This window comes from Nonomuraea sp. NPDC059007 (assembly GCF_042740555.1).
Lineage (GTDB): Bacteria > Actinomycetota > Actinomycetes > Streptosporangiales > Streptosporangiaceae > Nonomuraea.
The window spans coordinates 84,060-98,025 of record NZ_JBHYJD010000002.1; the positions used below are offsets into that span (position 1 = coordinate 84,060).

The following is a 13,966-nucleotide window of genomic DNA, read 5'->3' on the forward strand; positions in this document are numbered from 1 at the left end:
GGAAACGGGGCAAGGACCGCTCAAGTCCGGGTCATGGCATGACGTAATGGTGCATCACGGCCGGTTGGCCGGCGTTGTTCAGCCAGGTGGCCCGGGTGGTGGCGACGCGCCGCCAGCCGGTGCGCTCGTACAGGGCCATCGCGGCCACGCCCTCGTCGGAGACCTCCAGCGCCAGCGGGCCGTCCGCCTGCTCGCGTACGGTCGCCATCAGCTTCTCCGCCAGCCCCCTGCCCCGCCCGCCGGGCGTCACGAAGAGCCTGGCGACGGTCAGCGCCCGTGCGCTGCCGACGACCTCGGCCACGACGGGGTCCAGGTCATCGGGCACCAGGCCCACGTGGCCGACGACCGCTCCGGGGTCCACGGCGATCCACGCCCGGACCATGGACGGCGGAGCCAGCCAGCCTCGCGGATCCGCCGGCCACGAGACCGGGTAGCCGTCGGCTTTCTGGACCTCGGCCAGCGCCTCGACACACGCGTCCAGGTCCGCCTCAAGTCTGGGCCTGATCATCGGGTCACGGCGGCGGGCGTGAGGGCGTCCAGGTTCGGGAGCACCTTCCAGGCCAGCGCCAGCGCGTCGGTGGCGGGCGGGTAGACCGGGTGCGGGATGGCGAGCACCCGCATGCCGGCGGCGTGCGCCGAGCGCAGGCCGTTGCTGGAGTCCTCCACGGCCACGCACCGCTCGGGCGCCACGCCCAGGTCGCGGGCGGCGGCCAGGTAGCCGTCGGGAGCGGGCTTGCCGCGCTCGACCTCCTCGGTGGAGACGGTCGCCGCGAAGTGCGCGCCGAGCCCGGTCTCCGCCAGCACCGTGTCGATCAGCGCTCGCGGTGAGGAACTGGCCAGGCCCAGCGGCACGGCCGCGGCCATCCGCGCCACCGCCTCGACGGCGCCGGGCAGCAGGGGGACGCCCTTGTCGTGGTAGCGGGCCTTCATGTGCTCGATCACGCCGCGGGCGATCTGGTCAGGCGGGAGTCGTACGCCGAGTTCGTGCAGGTAGGCAGCCCATTCGCCGGTGCTCATGCCCATCAGCCTGGACTGGGTGTCGGGTTGCCAGGCGCCGCCGTGCTCGGCGACGAAGGCGCGCCGTACCTCCTCCCAGACGGGTTCGGAGTCGACGAGCACGCCATCAAGGTCGAATACACAGGCTTCCACCACATCAGGGTACGAGCAGGCCCCAGTAGACCCCCCACGGGATGAAGACGAGGCCGGCGACGGCGGCCAGCCGTACCCGGAAGGAGGAGGCGCGCCACTGCGTGAGGCAGGTGAGCGCGGCGACCGCGGCCACGGCGGCGAGCAACTGGGCGGCGAGCCAGGTCAGGGGGCGGCCCATGAGCAGCGGACCGGCCTGCACGCCGCGCGAGGTCGACGACAGCAACAGCGAGATGAGCGTGTACGCGAACGCCACCAGCGACAGCGACCCGGCGATGGCGACCAGGCGGGCGGACCAGCTGCCGGGACCCAGCCGCCGGACGGTATAGGCGAGGAAGGCGAGCGACATCAGGGCCATGGTGCCAAGCTGCAGTTGCCACGACTCCCACCAGGCCGAGGGCGGTGTGTCGACGCTGCGCGGCTGGGCGGGCAGCGGCTCGGTGACGGCCGCAGGGACCCTGCCCGCGGCGACCTCGCGCACCCAGGAGCCCACGGCGTCGGCGTAGCCGGGGGTGAGCGCGCCCGAGCTCTGGTGCAGGGAGTGGCCGGCCCCGGCGAAGAACCTGACGCTGAGCGCGGCGGGGATGTTCGCCTGGAAACGTTCCGCGCTCTCGGCGGGCGGCACCTGGTTGTCGGCGGTACCCCACAGCGCAAGCACGGGTTGCTTGATCCGGCGCAGCTCGGGGGCCGGGTCGTGATAGGCCGAGGCGAACAGCCCGGCGTCTGCGGCCAGACGGTGGAAGGTCCGGGCGTACGCGCTGCGCAGCGAGCCCTGGATTCCGGCGCGGTCGAGCTTGTTGGCCGCGTTCCACGACTGGGTGCGCAGCGGGCTGAGCCCGGGGCCGCCCACGGTGACCAGGAAGTCCACGGACGTGCTCCGGTTGGCGGCGATCGGCGCGACCCAGCCGCCCTCGCTGATGCCCCACAGCCCGGCCCGGCCGACCGAGGGGTGCTTCTTCAGCACCGCGAAGGCGGCGAGGGCGTCGCCGGCCAGCTCGTGGTAGTCGCGGCGGGTCGAGCTGTAGCCCGCGTCGCGCTTGTCCGGTGCCAGGACCACCAGGCCCTGGCGGGCGAAGGCGTCCGCCTCCGCCTCCAGGTCCCGCCAGCCGTTGCCGCCGCCGGAGCCGTGCACGAGCACCAGCCCCGGCAGCTTGCCCGTGGTTACGGCGGGCTCGAAGACGCGGCCGCCGAGCTTCTGGCCGTCCCGCGTGGTGAAGGTGATGTCAGTGGTCTTCACCTCCGCCGGCGCGGCCGGGGTGTGCAGGAACAGGGCCAGCAGAGCCGTGGCGACGAGTTTCATGAAGTCCAAGTCTCGAAAAATCGGGCTTTGGGGGCATCGCCGGTACGGGCGATCTCCCTCCTCGGTCGCGCGGGGGATTTCGGCGCCCGTCCGCAAGGGGATACTGAGGCCTTGTGTCCGAAATGTTCCGTAGCTGGGAGCGGCGGGGCGCCGCCTGGCTACGCGGGCTGCCGCCCCTCGTCGTCGACTTCGCCATCGCCCTGCTGGTGCTGATCGGGCAGAGCGTGCCCTTCTTCTACGCCACGCGAAAGCTCGGCCCGGAGCCGTGGAGCATGGTCGAGTACTGGCCGGTCCTGCTCGGGGTGGTGCCGCTGCTGGTGCGCCGCCGGTATCCGCTGACCGTGCTGACCCTGTGCGTCGCCTCCGCGGCCATCTACTCGCTGCGCGACCCCGACCTGCCGCCCCAGCCCATCTGGTACGGCTGGCTGGTCGCGCTCTACACCGTCGCCGCGCTCTCACCCCGCTGGAAACGTTCGCTGGCGATCCTGCTCAGCATCGCGCCGGCCATCGGCGTCTCGCCGGTGACCTTCATCCGCGGCGTGCTCACCGCGCTGGGCGCCTACGCTCTGGGCCGGGCCACGGTGCACTACCGCGAGCGCGCGGCGCTGCTGGAGGAGCGGGCCGTGGAACGGGAGCGGGCCAGGATCGCCCGCGACATGCACGACATCCTGGCCCACGGGATCAGCATCATGATCGTGCAGGCGGAGGCGGGACCGCTGGCCGTACGGGCCGCTCCCGAACGCGCGGAGAAGGCCTTCGAGGCGATCGGCGCGGCCGGACGCGACGCGCAGGCGCAGTTGCGGCGGATGCTCAACCTCCTGAAGGAGGAGGAAGGTCCGCGCGCCCCGCAGCCCACGCTCGCCGGCCTGGCCGGCCTGGTCGCGCGGGTCTCGGAAGCCGGCCCCACGGTACGGCTGGCCGTCACGGGCACCCCGTCCCCGCTCCCGGCCGACGCCGAGGTGGCCGTCTACCGGATCGTGCAGGAGGCGCTGACGAACATGGTCAAACACGCGCAGGCCACCATCGGCGTGGTCCGGCTCGACTGGAAGGACGACGAGCTGCTGATCACGGTCGCCGACGACGGCCGCGGCCCGGCGCCGGGGACGGGCGGCGGCCACGGGCTGATGGGCATGCGCGAGCGGGCCGCCGCGTACGGCGGCGCGGTGGCCGTGACACCGGATATTTCGGGATTTGAGGTTGTAGTGAGCTTGCCGATCGGAGACCAGCAGTGACCATCACCGTCGTCGTCGCGGACGACCAGGAGCTCGTCAGGAGCGGGTTCGCGCTCATCGTGGACTCCCAGCCCGACATGTCCGTGGTGGCGGAGGCGGCCAACGGGCGCGAGGCCGTCGAGGCCGTCCGCGCGCACGCCCCCGACGTGGCCCTCCTCGACATCCGCATGCCCGAGCTCGACGGCATCGAGGCCGCCAGGATCATCTGCGCGCAGACGCCGGCGAAGGTCATCATGCTCACCACCTTCGACCAGGACGACTACGTCTACGACGCCCTCCAGGCGGGCGCGAGCGGCTTCCTGCTGAAGGACGTGCGCAGGGACGACCTGGTCCACGCCGTACGCGTGGCCGCCGGCGGCGAGGCCCTGCTCGCGCCCGCCGTCACCCGCCGCCTCATCGACGACATGGTCCGGCGCAACGCCCGCCCCGGCCCGCCGCCGCGCTCGCTCGACCCGCTCACCGACCGCGAACGCGAGACGCTCACCCTGCTCGGCCGCGGCCTGTCCAACGCCGAGATCGCCGCCACGCTCGTGGTCAGCGAGCACACCGTGAAGACGCACGTCAGCAACGTGCTGAGCAAGCTCGGCCTGCGCGACCGGGTCCAGGCCGTCATCGCCGCCTACGAGAGCGGCCTGCTGCGCCCCGGCACGTCAGGGGTGCAGTGACAGGCCCTTGAGCAGCTTGTCCACCAGGTTGCGCGGGCCGTAGACGGCCAGCCCGACCAGCGCCAGGTCGTCGGCCGCGACGGCGCGGACCGCCGCCCGGTTGTCCGCGTCGTGCCCGGTCTTGAACATCTCCTCAATGAACACGGCCGTCCCCACACCCTTGGCCACAGCCTTCTCCCTGACCGGCCCCAGGTCGTCGGCGGCGTAGACGAGCACCGGCTGGCGGAACAGGGCCAGATAGCCGTTGCCCGACGCGTCGGCGTAGGGCTCGCCGATCGTCTCCGGGTACGCGCCCGCGACCGCCCCGGCCAGGAACGCGGTCACGTTGAGCTTCTGCCAGGTGGCCAGGCCGGAGCGGACCACGATGGCTATCTTTGTATCGAAACGCATGCTCGTGAGCATGGCCCCGCCGTACCGGAGACGTCTTGAAGGCTCGTGCGCAGGACTGGTCGAGCTACTGGCGCGCGCCCGATCGCCCGCTGGAGGCGATGCACGCGCACTTCGTCGAGCACGTCTACCACCGCCACAGCCACGACAGCTACTCCTTCGGCGTCACCGAGGACGGCGCGCAGTCCTTCAGCTGCCGCGGCGCCGCCCACACCAGCGCCGCCGGCATGATCATGGCATTCAACCCCGACGAGCCCCACGACGGGCACTCCACCACGGAACTGGGCTTCACCTATCGCATGGTGCACATCGGGCCGAGCCTGGTCGAAGGAGCCCTCGCCGACCTCGCGGGGGACCGTGCGGGCCTGCCGCTGTTCGCGGCGCCGGTGGTCGCCGACCCCGTGCTCGCGGGCGCGCTGCGGCGCCTGCACACCGCGCTGCTCGACGACGGCGCGAGCGCCCTGCGCCGCGACGAACTGCTCGCCGTCACCCTCGCCTCCCTGGTACGGCGGGCCGCCACCACCGCCCCCCGCCTCATCACCGCGGGAGCCGACGACCGGGTCGCCACGCTCGTCCGCGACCGCCTGCACGAGGCGTTCCTCGACGACCTGACCGCCGACGACCTGGCCGGGGCGGCCGGCCGCAGCCGGTTCGCCGTCTACCGCTCCTTCCACGCCAAGTACGGCATGCCGCCCAGCGACTACCAGCGCCAGTTGCGCCTGCGCGAGGCCCGCCGCCTGATCGCCGGCGGCCTGCCCATCAGCGATGCCGCGATCGCGGCCGGCTTCTCCGACCAGAGCCACCTGACCAGGTGGTTCACCCGTGTCTACGGGCTGACCCCGGGCGCGTACCAGCTGTCAAGCACTCTGGCATAACGTGATGCTGGGACCAGATGTTATGGTCCGGCCACCGCCGTTCACCGGATCTTCAATCATGAGCTTCACCTGCGGAAACGCTCATTCTCCCGTGCTGCCATAACGCGCTGTTCCTAACAGGTTGATATGCCCGGAAAGGCGACTTTCCCCTTTACGTTGACGGCGCGCCCCCCAATTCGAGGAGAGAAACCCCATGCTCCGCAGGCACGTCGTGGGGATGAGCGTCGCGCTCGCCCTCACCCTGGCAGTCGTCCCGGTGGTGGCCTTCGCCGCCTCGGCCGGCGAACCCCCCAACCCCTATGCGCAGGCGCGCGAACAGGCCGCCGTCGTCGCCAACCCCGACCCCAAGGTCGTCGCCGCCCTCCAGCGCGACCTCGGCCTGACCGCTGACCAGGCGCTGGCCCGGCTGGTCAACGAAGCCGCCGCCGCCCAGGTCGAAGCGGACTACTCCGCCCGGCTGGGCACGAACTTCGGCGGCCTCTGGGTGGCCGGGCCGACCGCCGAACTGGTCCTGGCCACCACCCAGTCCGCCGGCTTCTCGGAGATCACCGAACTGGGTGCCAAACCGGTGCTGGTGTCCCACTCGGTCAACGATCTGAAGGCCGTGACCGCCCGCTTCGACAAGCTGGCCCGCCGCATGCCCGCCGGCGTGCACGTCTGGTACGCCGACATCACCGCCAACAAGGTCGTCCTCCAGGCCAAGGACCTTGTCGCCGCGCAGAAGTTCGTCGACTCGAGCGGCGTCAACACCGCGCTGGTCCAGCTGCAGAAGTCGGAAGAGCAGCCCAGGCCGTTCTACGACGTACGCGGCGGCGACGCCTACTACATCGGCAGCAGCAGCCGCTGCTCGGTGGGCTTCGCCGTGAACCGGCCGGGCAGCCAGGGTGGCTTCGTCACCGCCGGCCACTGCGGCAACACCGGCGCCACCACGACCGGCTTCAACCGCGTCGCGCAGGGCACCTTCCGCGGCTCCTCCTTCCCGGGCAACGACTACGCCTGGGTCGAGGTCAACAGCCAGTGGACGCCCACCAACCTGGTCAACGGCTACAGCCAGGGCAACATCACCATCACCGGATCGACGCAGGCCGCGGTCGGCGCCTCGATCTGCCGCTCCGGCTCGACCACCCAGTACCACTGCGGGACGATCGGCGCGCACAACACCAGCGTCACCTACCCGCAGGGCACGATCACCGGCGTCACCCGCACCTCGGTCTGCGCCGAGCCCGGCGACTCCGGCGGCTCCTTCTTCTCCGGCAACCAGGCGCAGGGCGTCACCTCCGGTGGCTCCGGCAACTGCTCCAGCGGCGGAACGACCTTCCACCAGCCGGTGAACGAGATCCTGCAGACGTACGGGCTCACGCTGCCCGGCGGCACCGGAACTCCGACCTCCACCCCGACCTCGACCCCCACCGGGACGCCTCCCGGCGGGACGTGGGCACCGTGGACCGCGTACTCGGCGGGCGCAACCGTCACCTATGACGGCGCCTCCTACCGCTGTCTGCAGTCCCACACCTCCCAGCCTGGCTGGACACCGCCGGTCGTCCCTGCCCTCTGGCAGCGGATCTAGTCCGGTAGGCGAGCGCCCCCGGAGCGGCGGCTCCTGGGGGCGCTCGATCATTGTTTGGCCAGGGTGACAGTTGCCATGCTCACCCCGTCAGGGCTGGCAACTTCCCCATCTAGGCCATATCCCACCTGCGAATTAGGCTCCGCATTTGGCATGTCACCCGCGGGGCGGGGCGTCGAGGTGACACACCTCCCGGCGGGTACTCACGCAGCCCTTCAGGGAGGTTTCTCAGTGCCGAGCAATCCCCGTTTATCTGTCGCCGGACGCTTAGCCGTGGGCACCGCTGCCCTCGCACTCGTCCTGACCGCGGCGCCGCCCGCCATCGCGGGCCCGACACCCACACCGGTGGACAAGTGGCGCGTCACGCCGCTCACCGGCGGCCAGCTCGTCGACGGCGACAAATCCGCCACCGGCAAGCTCGCCAAGAACGACGCCGCGCTGCTCAGCGCCACCAGCGCCGGTGAAGTGAACGTGATGGTCAAGCTCGACTACGACGCGCTCGCGGCGTACCGAGGCGGGCTCAAGGGCCTGCCCGGCACCAGCCCGTCGGTCACCGGCAAGTCGCTCGACGTGCGCGGCACCGACGCCAAGAAGTACGAGACGCACATCACGAAGATCGAGAACGACTTCCTCGCCGCTCTCGCCAAGACCGTCCCCGCCGCCAAGGCAGGACAAAAGCTACGGGTCGTGTACGGCGGCATCGCCCTGCGCCTGCCCGCCAACCAGGCCAAGAACCTGGTCAAGCTGCCCGGCGTCGCCGCGGTCCAGTCCGACGCGCCCGAGCGGCTGCTCACCGACTCCAGCCCCGCCTTCATCGGCGCCCCCGCCATCTACAACAAGCTCGGCGGCGCGCCCAGCTCCGGCAAGGGCGTCAACGTCGGCATCCTCGACTCCGGCGCCTGGCCGGAGCACCCGTCCTTCGCCGACCCCGGCACCCTGCCGGCGCCCGGCCCCACCAAGGACGGCACGCCGCGCATCTGCGACTTCGGCGACAACCCGCTCACGCCGGCTCCCGACGTCTTCGCCTGCAACAACAAGCTGATCGGCGGCGGGCCGTTCCTGGACACCTACAACGCCGTCATCGGCGGCGAGGTGTACGGGGACTCCGCGCGTGACTCCAACGGCCACGGCACCCACACCGCCAGCACCTCCGCGGGCGGTCCCGTCGCCGACGCCAACCCGCTCGGCATCAGCCGCGGCCCCATCCACGGCATCGCGCCCGCCGCTCAGGTGTCGGTCTACAAGGTCTGCGGCGCCGAGGGCTGCTTCCCCTCCGACTCCGCGCAGGCCGTCGGCCGGGCCATCCTCGACGGCGTCCGGGTGATCAACTTCTCGATCTCCGGTGGCACCGACCCCTACAGCGACCCGGTCGAGCTGGCCTTCCTCGACGCGTACGCCGCCGGCGTGCTGGTGTCGGCCTCGGCCGGCAACGACGGACCCGGCGCCGCCACCGTCAACCACGTCAGCCCGTGGGTGACCACCGTCGCCGCCTCCACGCAGACCCGGACGTTCCGCTCCACGGTCTCGCTCAAGGGCACCGGCACCAACACCGCCACGGTCTCCGGGTCCACGGTCACCGCGGGTGTCGCCACTCCGGCGCAGGTGGTGCTCGCTTCGGCGCCGCCGTACTCGAACGCGCTGTGCACCACTCCGGCCCCGGCCGGACTGTTCACCGGGAAGATCGTCGCGTGTGAGCGCGGGCCGAACCGCGTGCTCAAGGGCTTCAACGTCAAGCAGGGCGGCGCCGCTGGCATGCTGCTCTACAACTCGACGCCGCTCGACATCATGACCGACAACCACTGGCTGCCGACCGTCCATCTGGACAAGCCCGACGGTGACGCGCTGCTGGCGTTCCTCGCGGCCAACCCCGGCACCACCGCCACGTTCGCGCAGGGCACGAAGACCACGTGGCAGGGCGACGCCATCACCACGTTCTCCTCGCGCGGCCCCGGTGGCGACTTCCTCAAGCCCGACGTCACCGCGCCCGGCCTGCACATCCTCGCCGGAACGACGCCGACGCCGGAGAGCCCGCTCGAAGGCCCGCCCGGCAACCTGTACCAGAGCATCGCCGGCACCTCGATGTCCTCGCCGCACGTGGCCGGCTCCGCCGCGCTCGTCTTCGCCCTCAACCCCGGCTGGACGCCCGGCCAGGTCAAGTCGGCGCTGGAGAGCACCGCGACCACCAAGGTCACCAAGCAGGACCGGACCACCCCGGCCGACCCGTTCGACTTCGGCGGCGGGCGCATCGACCTCACCAAGGCCGGCGACCCCGGCCTGACCATGGACGAGAGCGCCGCCAACTTCGTGGCCGCCGAGACCGACACCCTCAACCGCATCGACCTCAACCTGCCGTCGGTGAACGCGCCCACCATGCCCGGTGTCATCACCGCCAAGCGCACGCTCACCAACGTCACCAACAAGACGCTCACCTTCACCGCCGGCGGCACGACCGTGAACGGCGCGCACATCGCCGTCCTGCCGCCGCTCGTGGTGGTCAAGCCGGGCAAGAGCGCCAAGATCGAAATCGTGATCGCCGCGCCCGAGCTGCCCGACGGCCAGTACTTCGGCCAGGTCAACCTCAAGCAGGTCGGCGGCTCGCGCAACCTGCACCTGCCGGTCGCGTTCTTCCGCAAGGAAGGCGCCGTCCCGATCGACCAGAGCTGCGCCCCGGCCGCCATCCCGCGCAACACCGGCGAGTCGGTCTGCACGGTCTCCGTCCAGAACAACACCCTGCAGGACGCCGAGGTCACCGCGCTCAGCACGCTCGACGGCAAGCTGCGGCTCAACTCGGTCACCGGCGCCACCAAGGTGGGCAGCCAGATCGCCACCACCAAGCAGACCCTGGCCGCCCGTCAGCCCGACCGGCCCGGCATCGCCCCCGGCACCAGCCCGGCGGGCTACCTGCCGTTGTCCGACTTCGGCATCACGCCCGTCCCCATCGGTGACGAGCAGGCGCTCAACTTCACCGTCCCGCCGTACGTCTACGCGGGCAAGACGTACAACCGCATCGGCATCGTGTCCAACGGCTACAGCGTGGCCGGTGGCACGAGCGGCAGCGAGGACATCTCCTTCACACCGCAGACCCTGCCCGATCCGGCCCGTCCGAACAACGTCCTGGCACCGTACTGGACCGACCTCGACGGCACCGGCGCCCCGGGCATCTACGCCGCGACCCTCACCGACGGCGTCAGCACGTGGCTCGTGCTCGAATGGCGGGTCAACCTCTTCGGCACCACGGCGCAGAAGGTCTTCCAGCAGTGGATCGGCGTCAACGGCACCGAGGACATCAGCTTCACCTTCGACCCGGCCAACCTGCCCGGTGACCCGCCGGCCGGCTTCGGCCTGACGGTCGGCGCGGAGAACGACGAGGGTACGGCCGGCGGCCAGATCACCGGCCCGCCCACCACCGACCTCCGCGTCACCAGCACGCCCGGCGCGCCCGGCGGAACCCTCACCTACACCATGAAGGTGAAGGGCGTGGTCAAGGGAGTCGGCTCGGTCACCACGGCCACCTCGACCCCCCAGGTGAAGGGCATCACCGTGGAGGTGGACAAGATAGCCGTCCAGTGATCCTTGGCTAGGAGGGGCCCGGCCGTGCGCCGGGCCCCTCATCCATGTGCCGAGGCTTCTCCTTGCGGACCCACACCACCCCCGGCACCGCGCTCACGACCACCTCGGGCCCGTCTGCCACCACGACCACCTGACCGGGCCGGAGCTCCCTGAGCACCCTCAACCCGGCGACCTCCGCGACGACCGCCCGGAACTCCGCCGGAGAGCAGTCGATCCCCACGACGTACGCGACCTTGGCCATCTCCTCACGCTACTTGCGGAGCGCTCCGCTCCGCTTTAGAGTTCTTATCGGAGCGAATCGCTCCGATAAGAAGGGATGTTGACATGGAAGACGCGATCCGTCAGCTGGTGGCCGACGCCTCCCGCCACCAGAACGACCCCGGGCCGTTCCTGGCCCTGCACGCCGACGACACGAGCCTCGTGAACTTCGGCGGACGCCGCGTGGTGGGCAAGGACACCGTCGAACAGGCCATGAAGGCCGCGTTGGCGACACCGCTGGCCAAGGTGGTGACGAGTGTGGAGGTGGCCGACATCCGGTTCGTACGTCCTGACGTGGCGATCGTCGGCGTTCTCAAGCGGGTCTCCGACGAGCGCGACGGCGACGACGACCCGCTGCACGCGACCGAGGGCTGGCTGACCTACGTGCTCGTGGAGAACGACGGGAGGTGGCAGATCGCCTCCGCCCAGACCACCCCGATCCTCAAGCCTTAGTCTCACGGTCGTTCCGCATGTTGAGCAGGATGAAGGCGGCCGGCGGCGCCGCGGTGACGACGGCCAGGGCGAACACCCCGCACCGCTCGACTCGCCCGTTGACCACTTGTGCGTTACTCTGAGAATCTCTCCGCGAGGAGCTCCGCGAAAGTTGCGGTCGTCGTGGTCCTCGGGAAGGTGATGGGGAAGCCTCTCGCTGGGACTGAATAGTCCGATCGAGGAACAGGCGGCTTGGTGACCCGGGTCAGCAGCATTGCGCGACATCGTCTGCTCGCCACAGAGTTGCGGCGGCTGCGGGTCGAGGCCGGCCTGTCCGGTCCGAGCGTGGCGAAGGCGCTCATGTGGTCGGCCGCCAAGTTCTCGCGGATCGAGTCGGCGCTCGTCAGGCCGTCGCGGGCGGACATGTTGGTGCTGCTGGACCACTATGGCGTGACGGAGCCCGCGCGCGCCGAGCTGCTTCTGCTCGCGAATCAGGCCACACAACGAAACTGGTGGGACGCCCACGCGAAGGCTCTGCCGAGCGCCTACCTCGAATACATCGGTCTCGAGTTCGAGGCCGTGAGCGTGGTCAACTGGGAAAGTTCGGTACTGCCCGGCCTGCTTCAGATCGACGAGCTGGTGGGCGCCATCAACAGCGCGGGCGAGGACTTCTTCGCGGTGCCGCCGGGCGCGGTGAGACTGCGCAACCAGGTGCGGCTGACCCGGCAGAAGCTGCTGACCGACCCCGATCCGCTGGCCTTCACCGCGGTCATCGACGAGGTCGTCCTGCACCGGACCGTGAGCATGCTCATGGACGTGGGGGGTCCTCAGCTTGTCCGAAAGCAGTTCGCGCACCTGATCGAGCTGGCGGAACTCGAGAACGTGACCATTCACGTGATCGATCTCTGGAAGGCGTACCCGCTCGTCGCGACCTCGTCGCTGATCCGGCTGTCGTTCGCGCCGGTGTCCGCCGGGCTCGTCCACCCCGACGTCGCCTACGTCGAGTCGGTCACCGGTGGATCATTGTCTTTCGGCGAAGAAGAGGTCTACCAGTTCGATCGTCTTCTGAAATATCTCACCAAGAAATCGCTCAATCCCCAGGAATCGATTCGCTTGATCCATCGCATCGCCGATGCTGTCGAGGGTTAGGTCCACGGATTGACCGTTCAACCGGAGGTAGTCATGGAATCGCTTGGTCAGGTGCCGCCGCGCTGGTTCAAGAGCAGCTACAGCGCTACCAACGGCGCATGTGTCGAGGTGGCGGCGCTGCCTGGTCAGCGGGTGGGTGTCCGTGACACCAAGAACCGGTCGGGGGGAACGCTCGTGCTGTCGTCGGATCAGTGGATCGCGTTGGTCAGCGCCATCAAGTCAGGCGATCTGGAGTGAGCATCTTCCGGTGTGCGTCCTTCCGGGGGAGGGCGCACACCGGTCACGTCACCCCCGGATCTCCAAGAGCACCAGATGGCTCCATCGCCCGTAGATGCTGATGGCGACGCCCGTGGCGAAGCAGGCCACTTTGATCTCGTCGTGGTAACTCTCGAACAGGGCCTGGCTCATCCCCGACCGGCACCAGACGACCATCGCCACTCCCCTCCCGCTGTGCGCGGTCCGGATGACCAGGGGAAGCCTGCCGCCGGGTGAGCGCAGCGAGGTCCTCAGGCAGAGCCCCTGGAACCGGTGCCGGACCATGAGCGCGCGGAGGCCGCCCGCGACGCGCCGCCGCACGTACGGCACAGCGACGCACACGGCCATCGCGGACGCGGACCACCACCAGGCGACCTGCCCGAGCACCGCCGCCCCCACCGCCACCGACCCGAGCTCGATGCGCCATCGCCAGATCCGGCCCAGCGTCGCGGGCCAATCCCTGCTGACCGGGATGCGGGGATGATTGCGGGGGTGGCCGTCACCCGGTCCGAAAGAATGACGCGCCGGCTCACCTATGCTGAGGGCCGGCCTCTCGGCGGGAACCTGATCGAAACGAGGGTCCCGGTAGATCCTCTTGTGCCACTTCGCCACGCGGACCTGGAGTCCGGCAGACTGGGCGGAGTCGTCGACCGCCTGCCAGAGCAGGCGCTCCCATAAGGCCTGCAGCCGCTGACGGAACCTTTTCATAGAAACATCCCTGGGTTGGAACTGCCGTGGCCGGCCGGGTCCGGCTCCTTTCTCCCCGTCCTCCTTCCTCTGCTGAGATACTCTGAGAATCCCTCTGCGAGGCGATCTCTGCAATTTTCTTCGCAACTACATATGGCATGTTCCAGGGAAGATGTTTGGGACTTTTCAGTGACAACCAGGGAGAAAGCCTGGTTGTGCCGTTGAAACGACAGGAGACAGCAGTGAGCTCAGGGGAACATCTTGCGAACTGGCGCAGGAGCAGTTACAGCGCGGCGAACGGGGCCTGCGTGGAGGTGGCGGGACTGCCCGGTCGGCAGGTGGGCGTCCGCGACTCCAAGAATCCGGCCGGAGATGTGCTGGTCTTCCCGGCGGTCGAGTGGGGCAGGTTCGTGAGCTCCATCCAGGCCCAATCGGGCCGGTAAGCC

The 13,966-nt window shown here is 70.1% G+C and carries 15 protein-coding genes; 9 read left to right on the plus strand and 6 right to left on the minus strand.

What is annotated here, in order from left to right:
* Positions 1 to 31: 31 nt before the first annotated feature.
* The 3 genes from ACFWY5_RS03030 to ACFWY5_RS03040 are packed head-to-tail and all read right to left on the minus strand — an operon-like array spanning position 32 to position 2,446.
* A complete protein-coding gene (locus ACFWY5_RS03030; RefSeq protein WP_379630397.1) occupies positions 32 to 508 on the minus strand; it encodes a GNAT family N-acetyltransferase in 477 nt (158 codons plus the stop codon).
* Positions 505 to 1,149 (minus strand): HAD family hydrolase, encoded by a 645-nt coding sequence (locus ACFWY5_RS03035; protein WP_379630398.1) that lies wholly within the window; start codon positions 1,147 to 1,149, stop codon positions 505 to 507. Before ACFWY5_RS03035 ends, ACFWY5_RS03030 begins: the two co-directional genes overlap by 4 nt.
* 4 nt (positions 1,150 to 1,153) lie before the next feature.
* The gene (locus ACFWY5_RS03040) at positions 1,154 to 2,446 is read right to left on the minus strand and encodes an alpha/beta hydrolase family protein (protein WP_379630399.1); all 1,293 of its coding nucleotides are present in this window, start codon (positions 2,444 to 2,446) and stop codon (positions 1,154 to 1,156) included.
* Between the two features lie 122 nt (positions 2,447 to 2,568).
* On the opposite strand from ACFWY5_RS03040, the gene ACFWY5_RS03045 reads away from it, so the two are divergent.
* Positions 2,569 to 3,678 carry a sensor histidine kinase gene (locus ACFWY5_RS03045; protein ID WP_379615449.1) on the plus strand — a complete coding sequence of 370 codons (1,110 nt, stop codon included), beginning with the start codon at positions 2,569 to 2,571 and terminating at the stop codon, positions 3,676 to 3,678.
* On the plus strand, positions 3,675 to 4,343 hold the full coding sequence (locus tag ACFWY5_RS03050; RefSeq protein ID WP_379615166.1) for a response regulator: 669 nt from the start codon (positions 3,675 to 3,677) through the stop codon (positions 4,341 to 4,343). The genes ACFWY5_RS03045 and ACFWY5_RS03050 overlap by 4 nt, the downstream gene beginning before the upstream one ends.
* Here ACFWY5_RS03050 and ACFWY5_RS03055 read toward each other — a convergent pair.
* Positions 4,329 to 4,733, minus strand: a complete 405-nt coding sequence (locus ACFWY5_RS03055; RefSeq protein WP_379615164.1) for a DUF2000 family protein — start codon at positions 4,731 to 4,733, stop codon at positions 4,329 to 4,331. The genes ACFWY5_RS03050 and ACFWY5_RS03055 overlap by 15 nt on opposite strands.
* Positions 4,734 to 4,768: 35 nt before the next feature.
* On the opposite strand from ACFWY5_RS03055, the gene ACFWY5_RS03060 reads away from it, so the two are divergent.
* From ACFWY5_RS03060 to ACFWY5_RS03070, 3 genes are all read left to right on the plus strand, one after another.
* The gene (locus ACFWY5_RS03060; RefSeq protein ID WP_379630400.1) at positions 4,769 to 5,605 is read left to right on the plus strand and encodes an AraC family transcriptional regulator; all 837 of its coding nucleotides are present in this window, start codon (positions 4,769 to 4,771) and stop codon (positions 5,603 to 5,605) included.
* Between the two features lie 193 nt (positions 5,606 to 5,798).
* The gene (locus ACFWY5_RS03065; RefSeq protein ID WP_379630401.1) at positions 5,799 to 7,172 is read left to right on the plus strand and encodes a carbohydrate-binding protein; all 1,374 of its coding nucleotides are present in this window, start codon (positions 5,799 to 5,801) and stop codon (positions 7,170 to 7,172) included.
* 270 nt (positions 7,173 to 7,442) lie between these two features.
* Positions 7,443 to 10,739 carry a S8 family serine peptidase gene (locus ACFWY5_RS03070; protein WP_379630402.1) on the plus strand — a complete coding sequence of 1,099 codons (3,297 nt, stop codon included), beginning with the start codon at positions 7,443 to 7,445 and terminating at the stop codon, positions 10,737 to 10,739.
* A gap of 7 nt (positions 10,740 to 10,746) precedes the next feature.
* Here the strand turns inward: ACFWY5_RS03070 and ACFWY5_RS03075 are convergent, their stop codons facing one another.
* Positions 10,747 to 10,980, minus strand: a complete 234-nt coding sequence (locus ACFWY5_RS03075) for a hypothetical protein (RefSeq protein ID WP_379630403.1) — start codon at positions 10,978 to 10,980, stop codon at positions 10,747 to 10,749.
* A gap of 83 nt (positions 10,981 to 11,063) precedes the next feature.
* On the opposite strand from ACFWY5_RS03075, the gene ACFWY5_RS03080 reads away from it, so the two are divergent.
* The 3 genes from ACFWY5_RS03080 (at position 11,064) to ACFWY5_RS03090 (ending at position 12,815) form a co-directional block, all read left to right on the plus strand.
* Positions 11,064 to 11,450: an SgcJ/EcaC family oxidoreductase gene (locus ACFWY5_RS03080; RefSeq protein WP_379630404.1), complete on the plus strand. Its 387-nt coding sequence runs from the start codon at positions 11,064 to 11,066 to the stop codon at positions 11,448 to 11,450.
* A gap of 234 nt (positions 11,451 to 11,684) precedes the next feature.
* Positions 11,685 to 12,578 (plus strand): helix-turn-helix domain-containing protein, encoded by an 894-nt coding sequence (locus tag ACFWY5_RS03085; RefSeq protein WP_379630594.1) that lies wholly within the window; start codon positions 11,685 to 11,687, stop codon positions 12,576 to 12,578.
* Between the two features lie 33 nt (positions 12,579 to 12,611).
* Positions 12,612 to 12,815, plus strand: a complete 204-nt coding sequence (locus ACFWY5_RS03090) for a DUF397 domain-containing protein (RefSeq protein WP_379615152.1) — start codon at positions 12,612 to 12,614, stop codon at positions 12,813 to 12,815.
* 48 nt (positions 12,816 to 12,863) lie between these two features.
* Here the strand turns inward: ACFWY5_RS03090 and ACFWY5_RS03095 are convergent, their stop codons facing one another.
* Entirely contained in the window at positions 12,864 to 13,541 is a 678-nt protein-coding gene (locus ACFWY5_RS03095; protein WP_379630405.1) for a hypothetical protein, read from the minus strand.
* A gap of 221 nt (positions 13,542 to 13,762) precedes the next feature.
* Between ACFWY5_RS03095 and ACFWY5_RS03100 the strand changes: the two genes are divergently transcribed.
* The gene (locus ACFWY5_RS03100; protein ID WP_379615148.1) at positions 13,763 to 13,963 is read left to right on the plus strand and encodes a DUF397 domain-containing protein; all 201 of its coding nucleotides are present in this window, start codon (positions 13,763 to 13,765) and stop codon (positions 13,961 to 13,963) included.
* Positions 13,964 to 13,966: the final 3 nt, after the last annotated feature.

Coding starts and splice junctions, on each gene's coding strand:
- ACFWY5_RS03065 (WP_379630401.1), top strand. CDS start 5,799: ATGCTCCGCAGGCACGTCGTGGGGATGAGCGTCGCGCTCGCCCTCACC.
- ACFWY5_RS03095 (WP_379630405.1), bottom strand. CDS start 13,541: ATGAAAAGGTTCCGTCAGCGGCTGCAGGCCTTATGGGAGCGCCTGCTC.
- ACFWY5_RS03055 (WP_379615164.1), bottom strand. CDS start 4,733: ATGCGTTTCGATACAAAGATAGCCATCGTGGTCCGCTCCGGCCTGGCC.
- ACFWY5_RS03045 (WP_379615449.1), top strand. CDS start 2,569: ATGTTCCGTAGCTGGGAGCGGCGGGGCGCCGCCTGGCTACGCGGGCTG.
- ACFWY5_RS03080 (WP_379630404.1), top strand. CDS start 11,064: ATGGAAGACGCGATCCGTCAGCTGGTGGCCGACGCCTCCCGCCACCAG.
- ACFWY5_RS03090 (WP_379615152.1), top strand. CDS start 12,612: ATGGAATCGCTTGGTCAGGTGCCGCCGCGCTGGTTCAAGAGCAGCTAC.
- ACFWY5_RS03040 (WP_379630399.1), bottom strand. CDS start 2,446: ATGAAACTCGTCGCCACGGCTCTGCTGGCCCTGTTCCTGCACACCCCG.
- ACFWY5_RS03030 (WP_379630397.1), bottom strand. CDS start 508: ATGATCAGGCCCAGACTTGAGGCGGACCTGGACGCGTGTGTCGAGGCG.
- ACFWY5_RS03075 (WP_379630403.1), bottom strand. CDS start 10,980: ATGGCCAAGGTCGCGTACGTCGTGGGGATCGACTGCTCTCCGGCGGAG.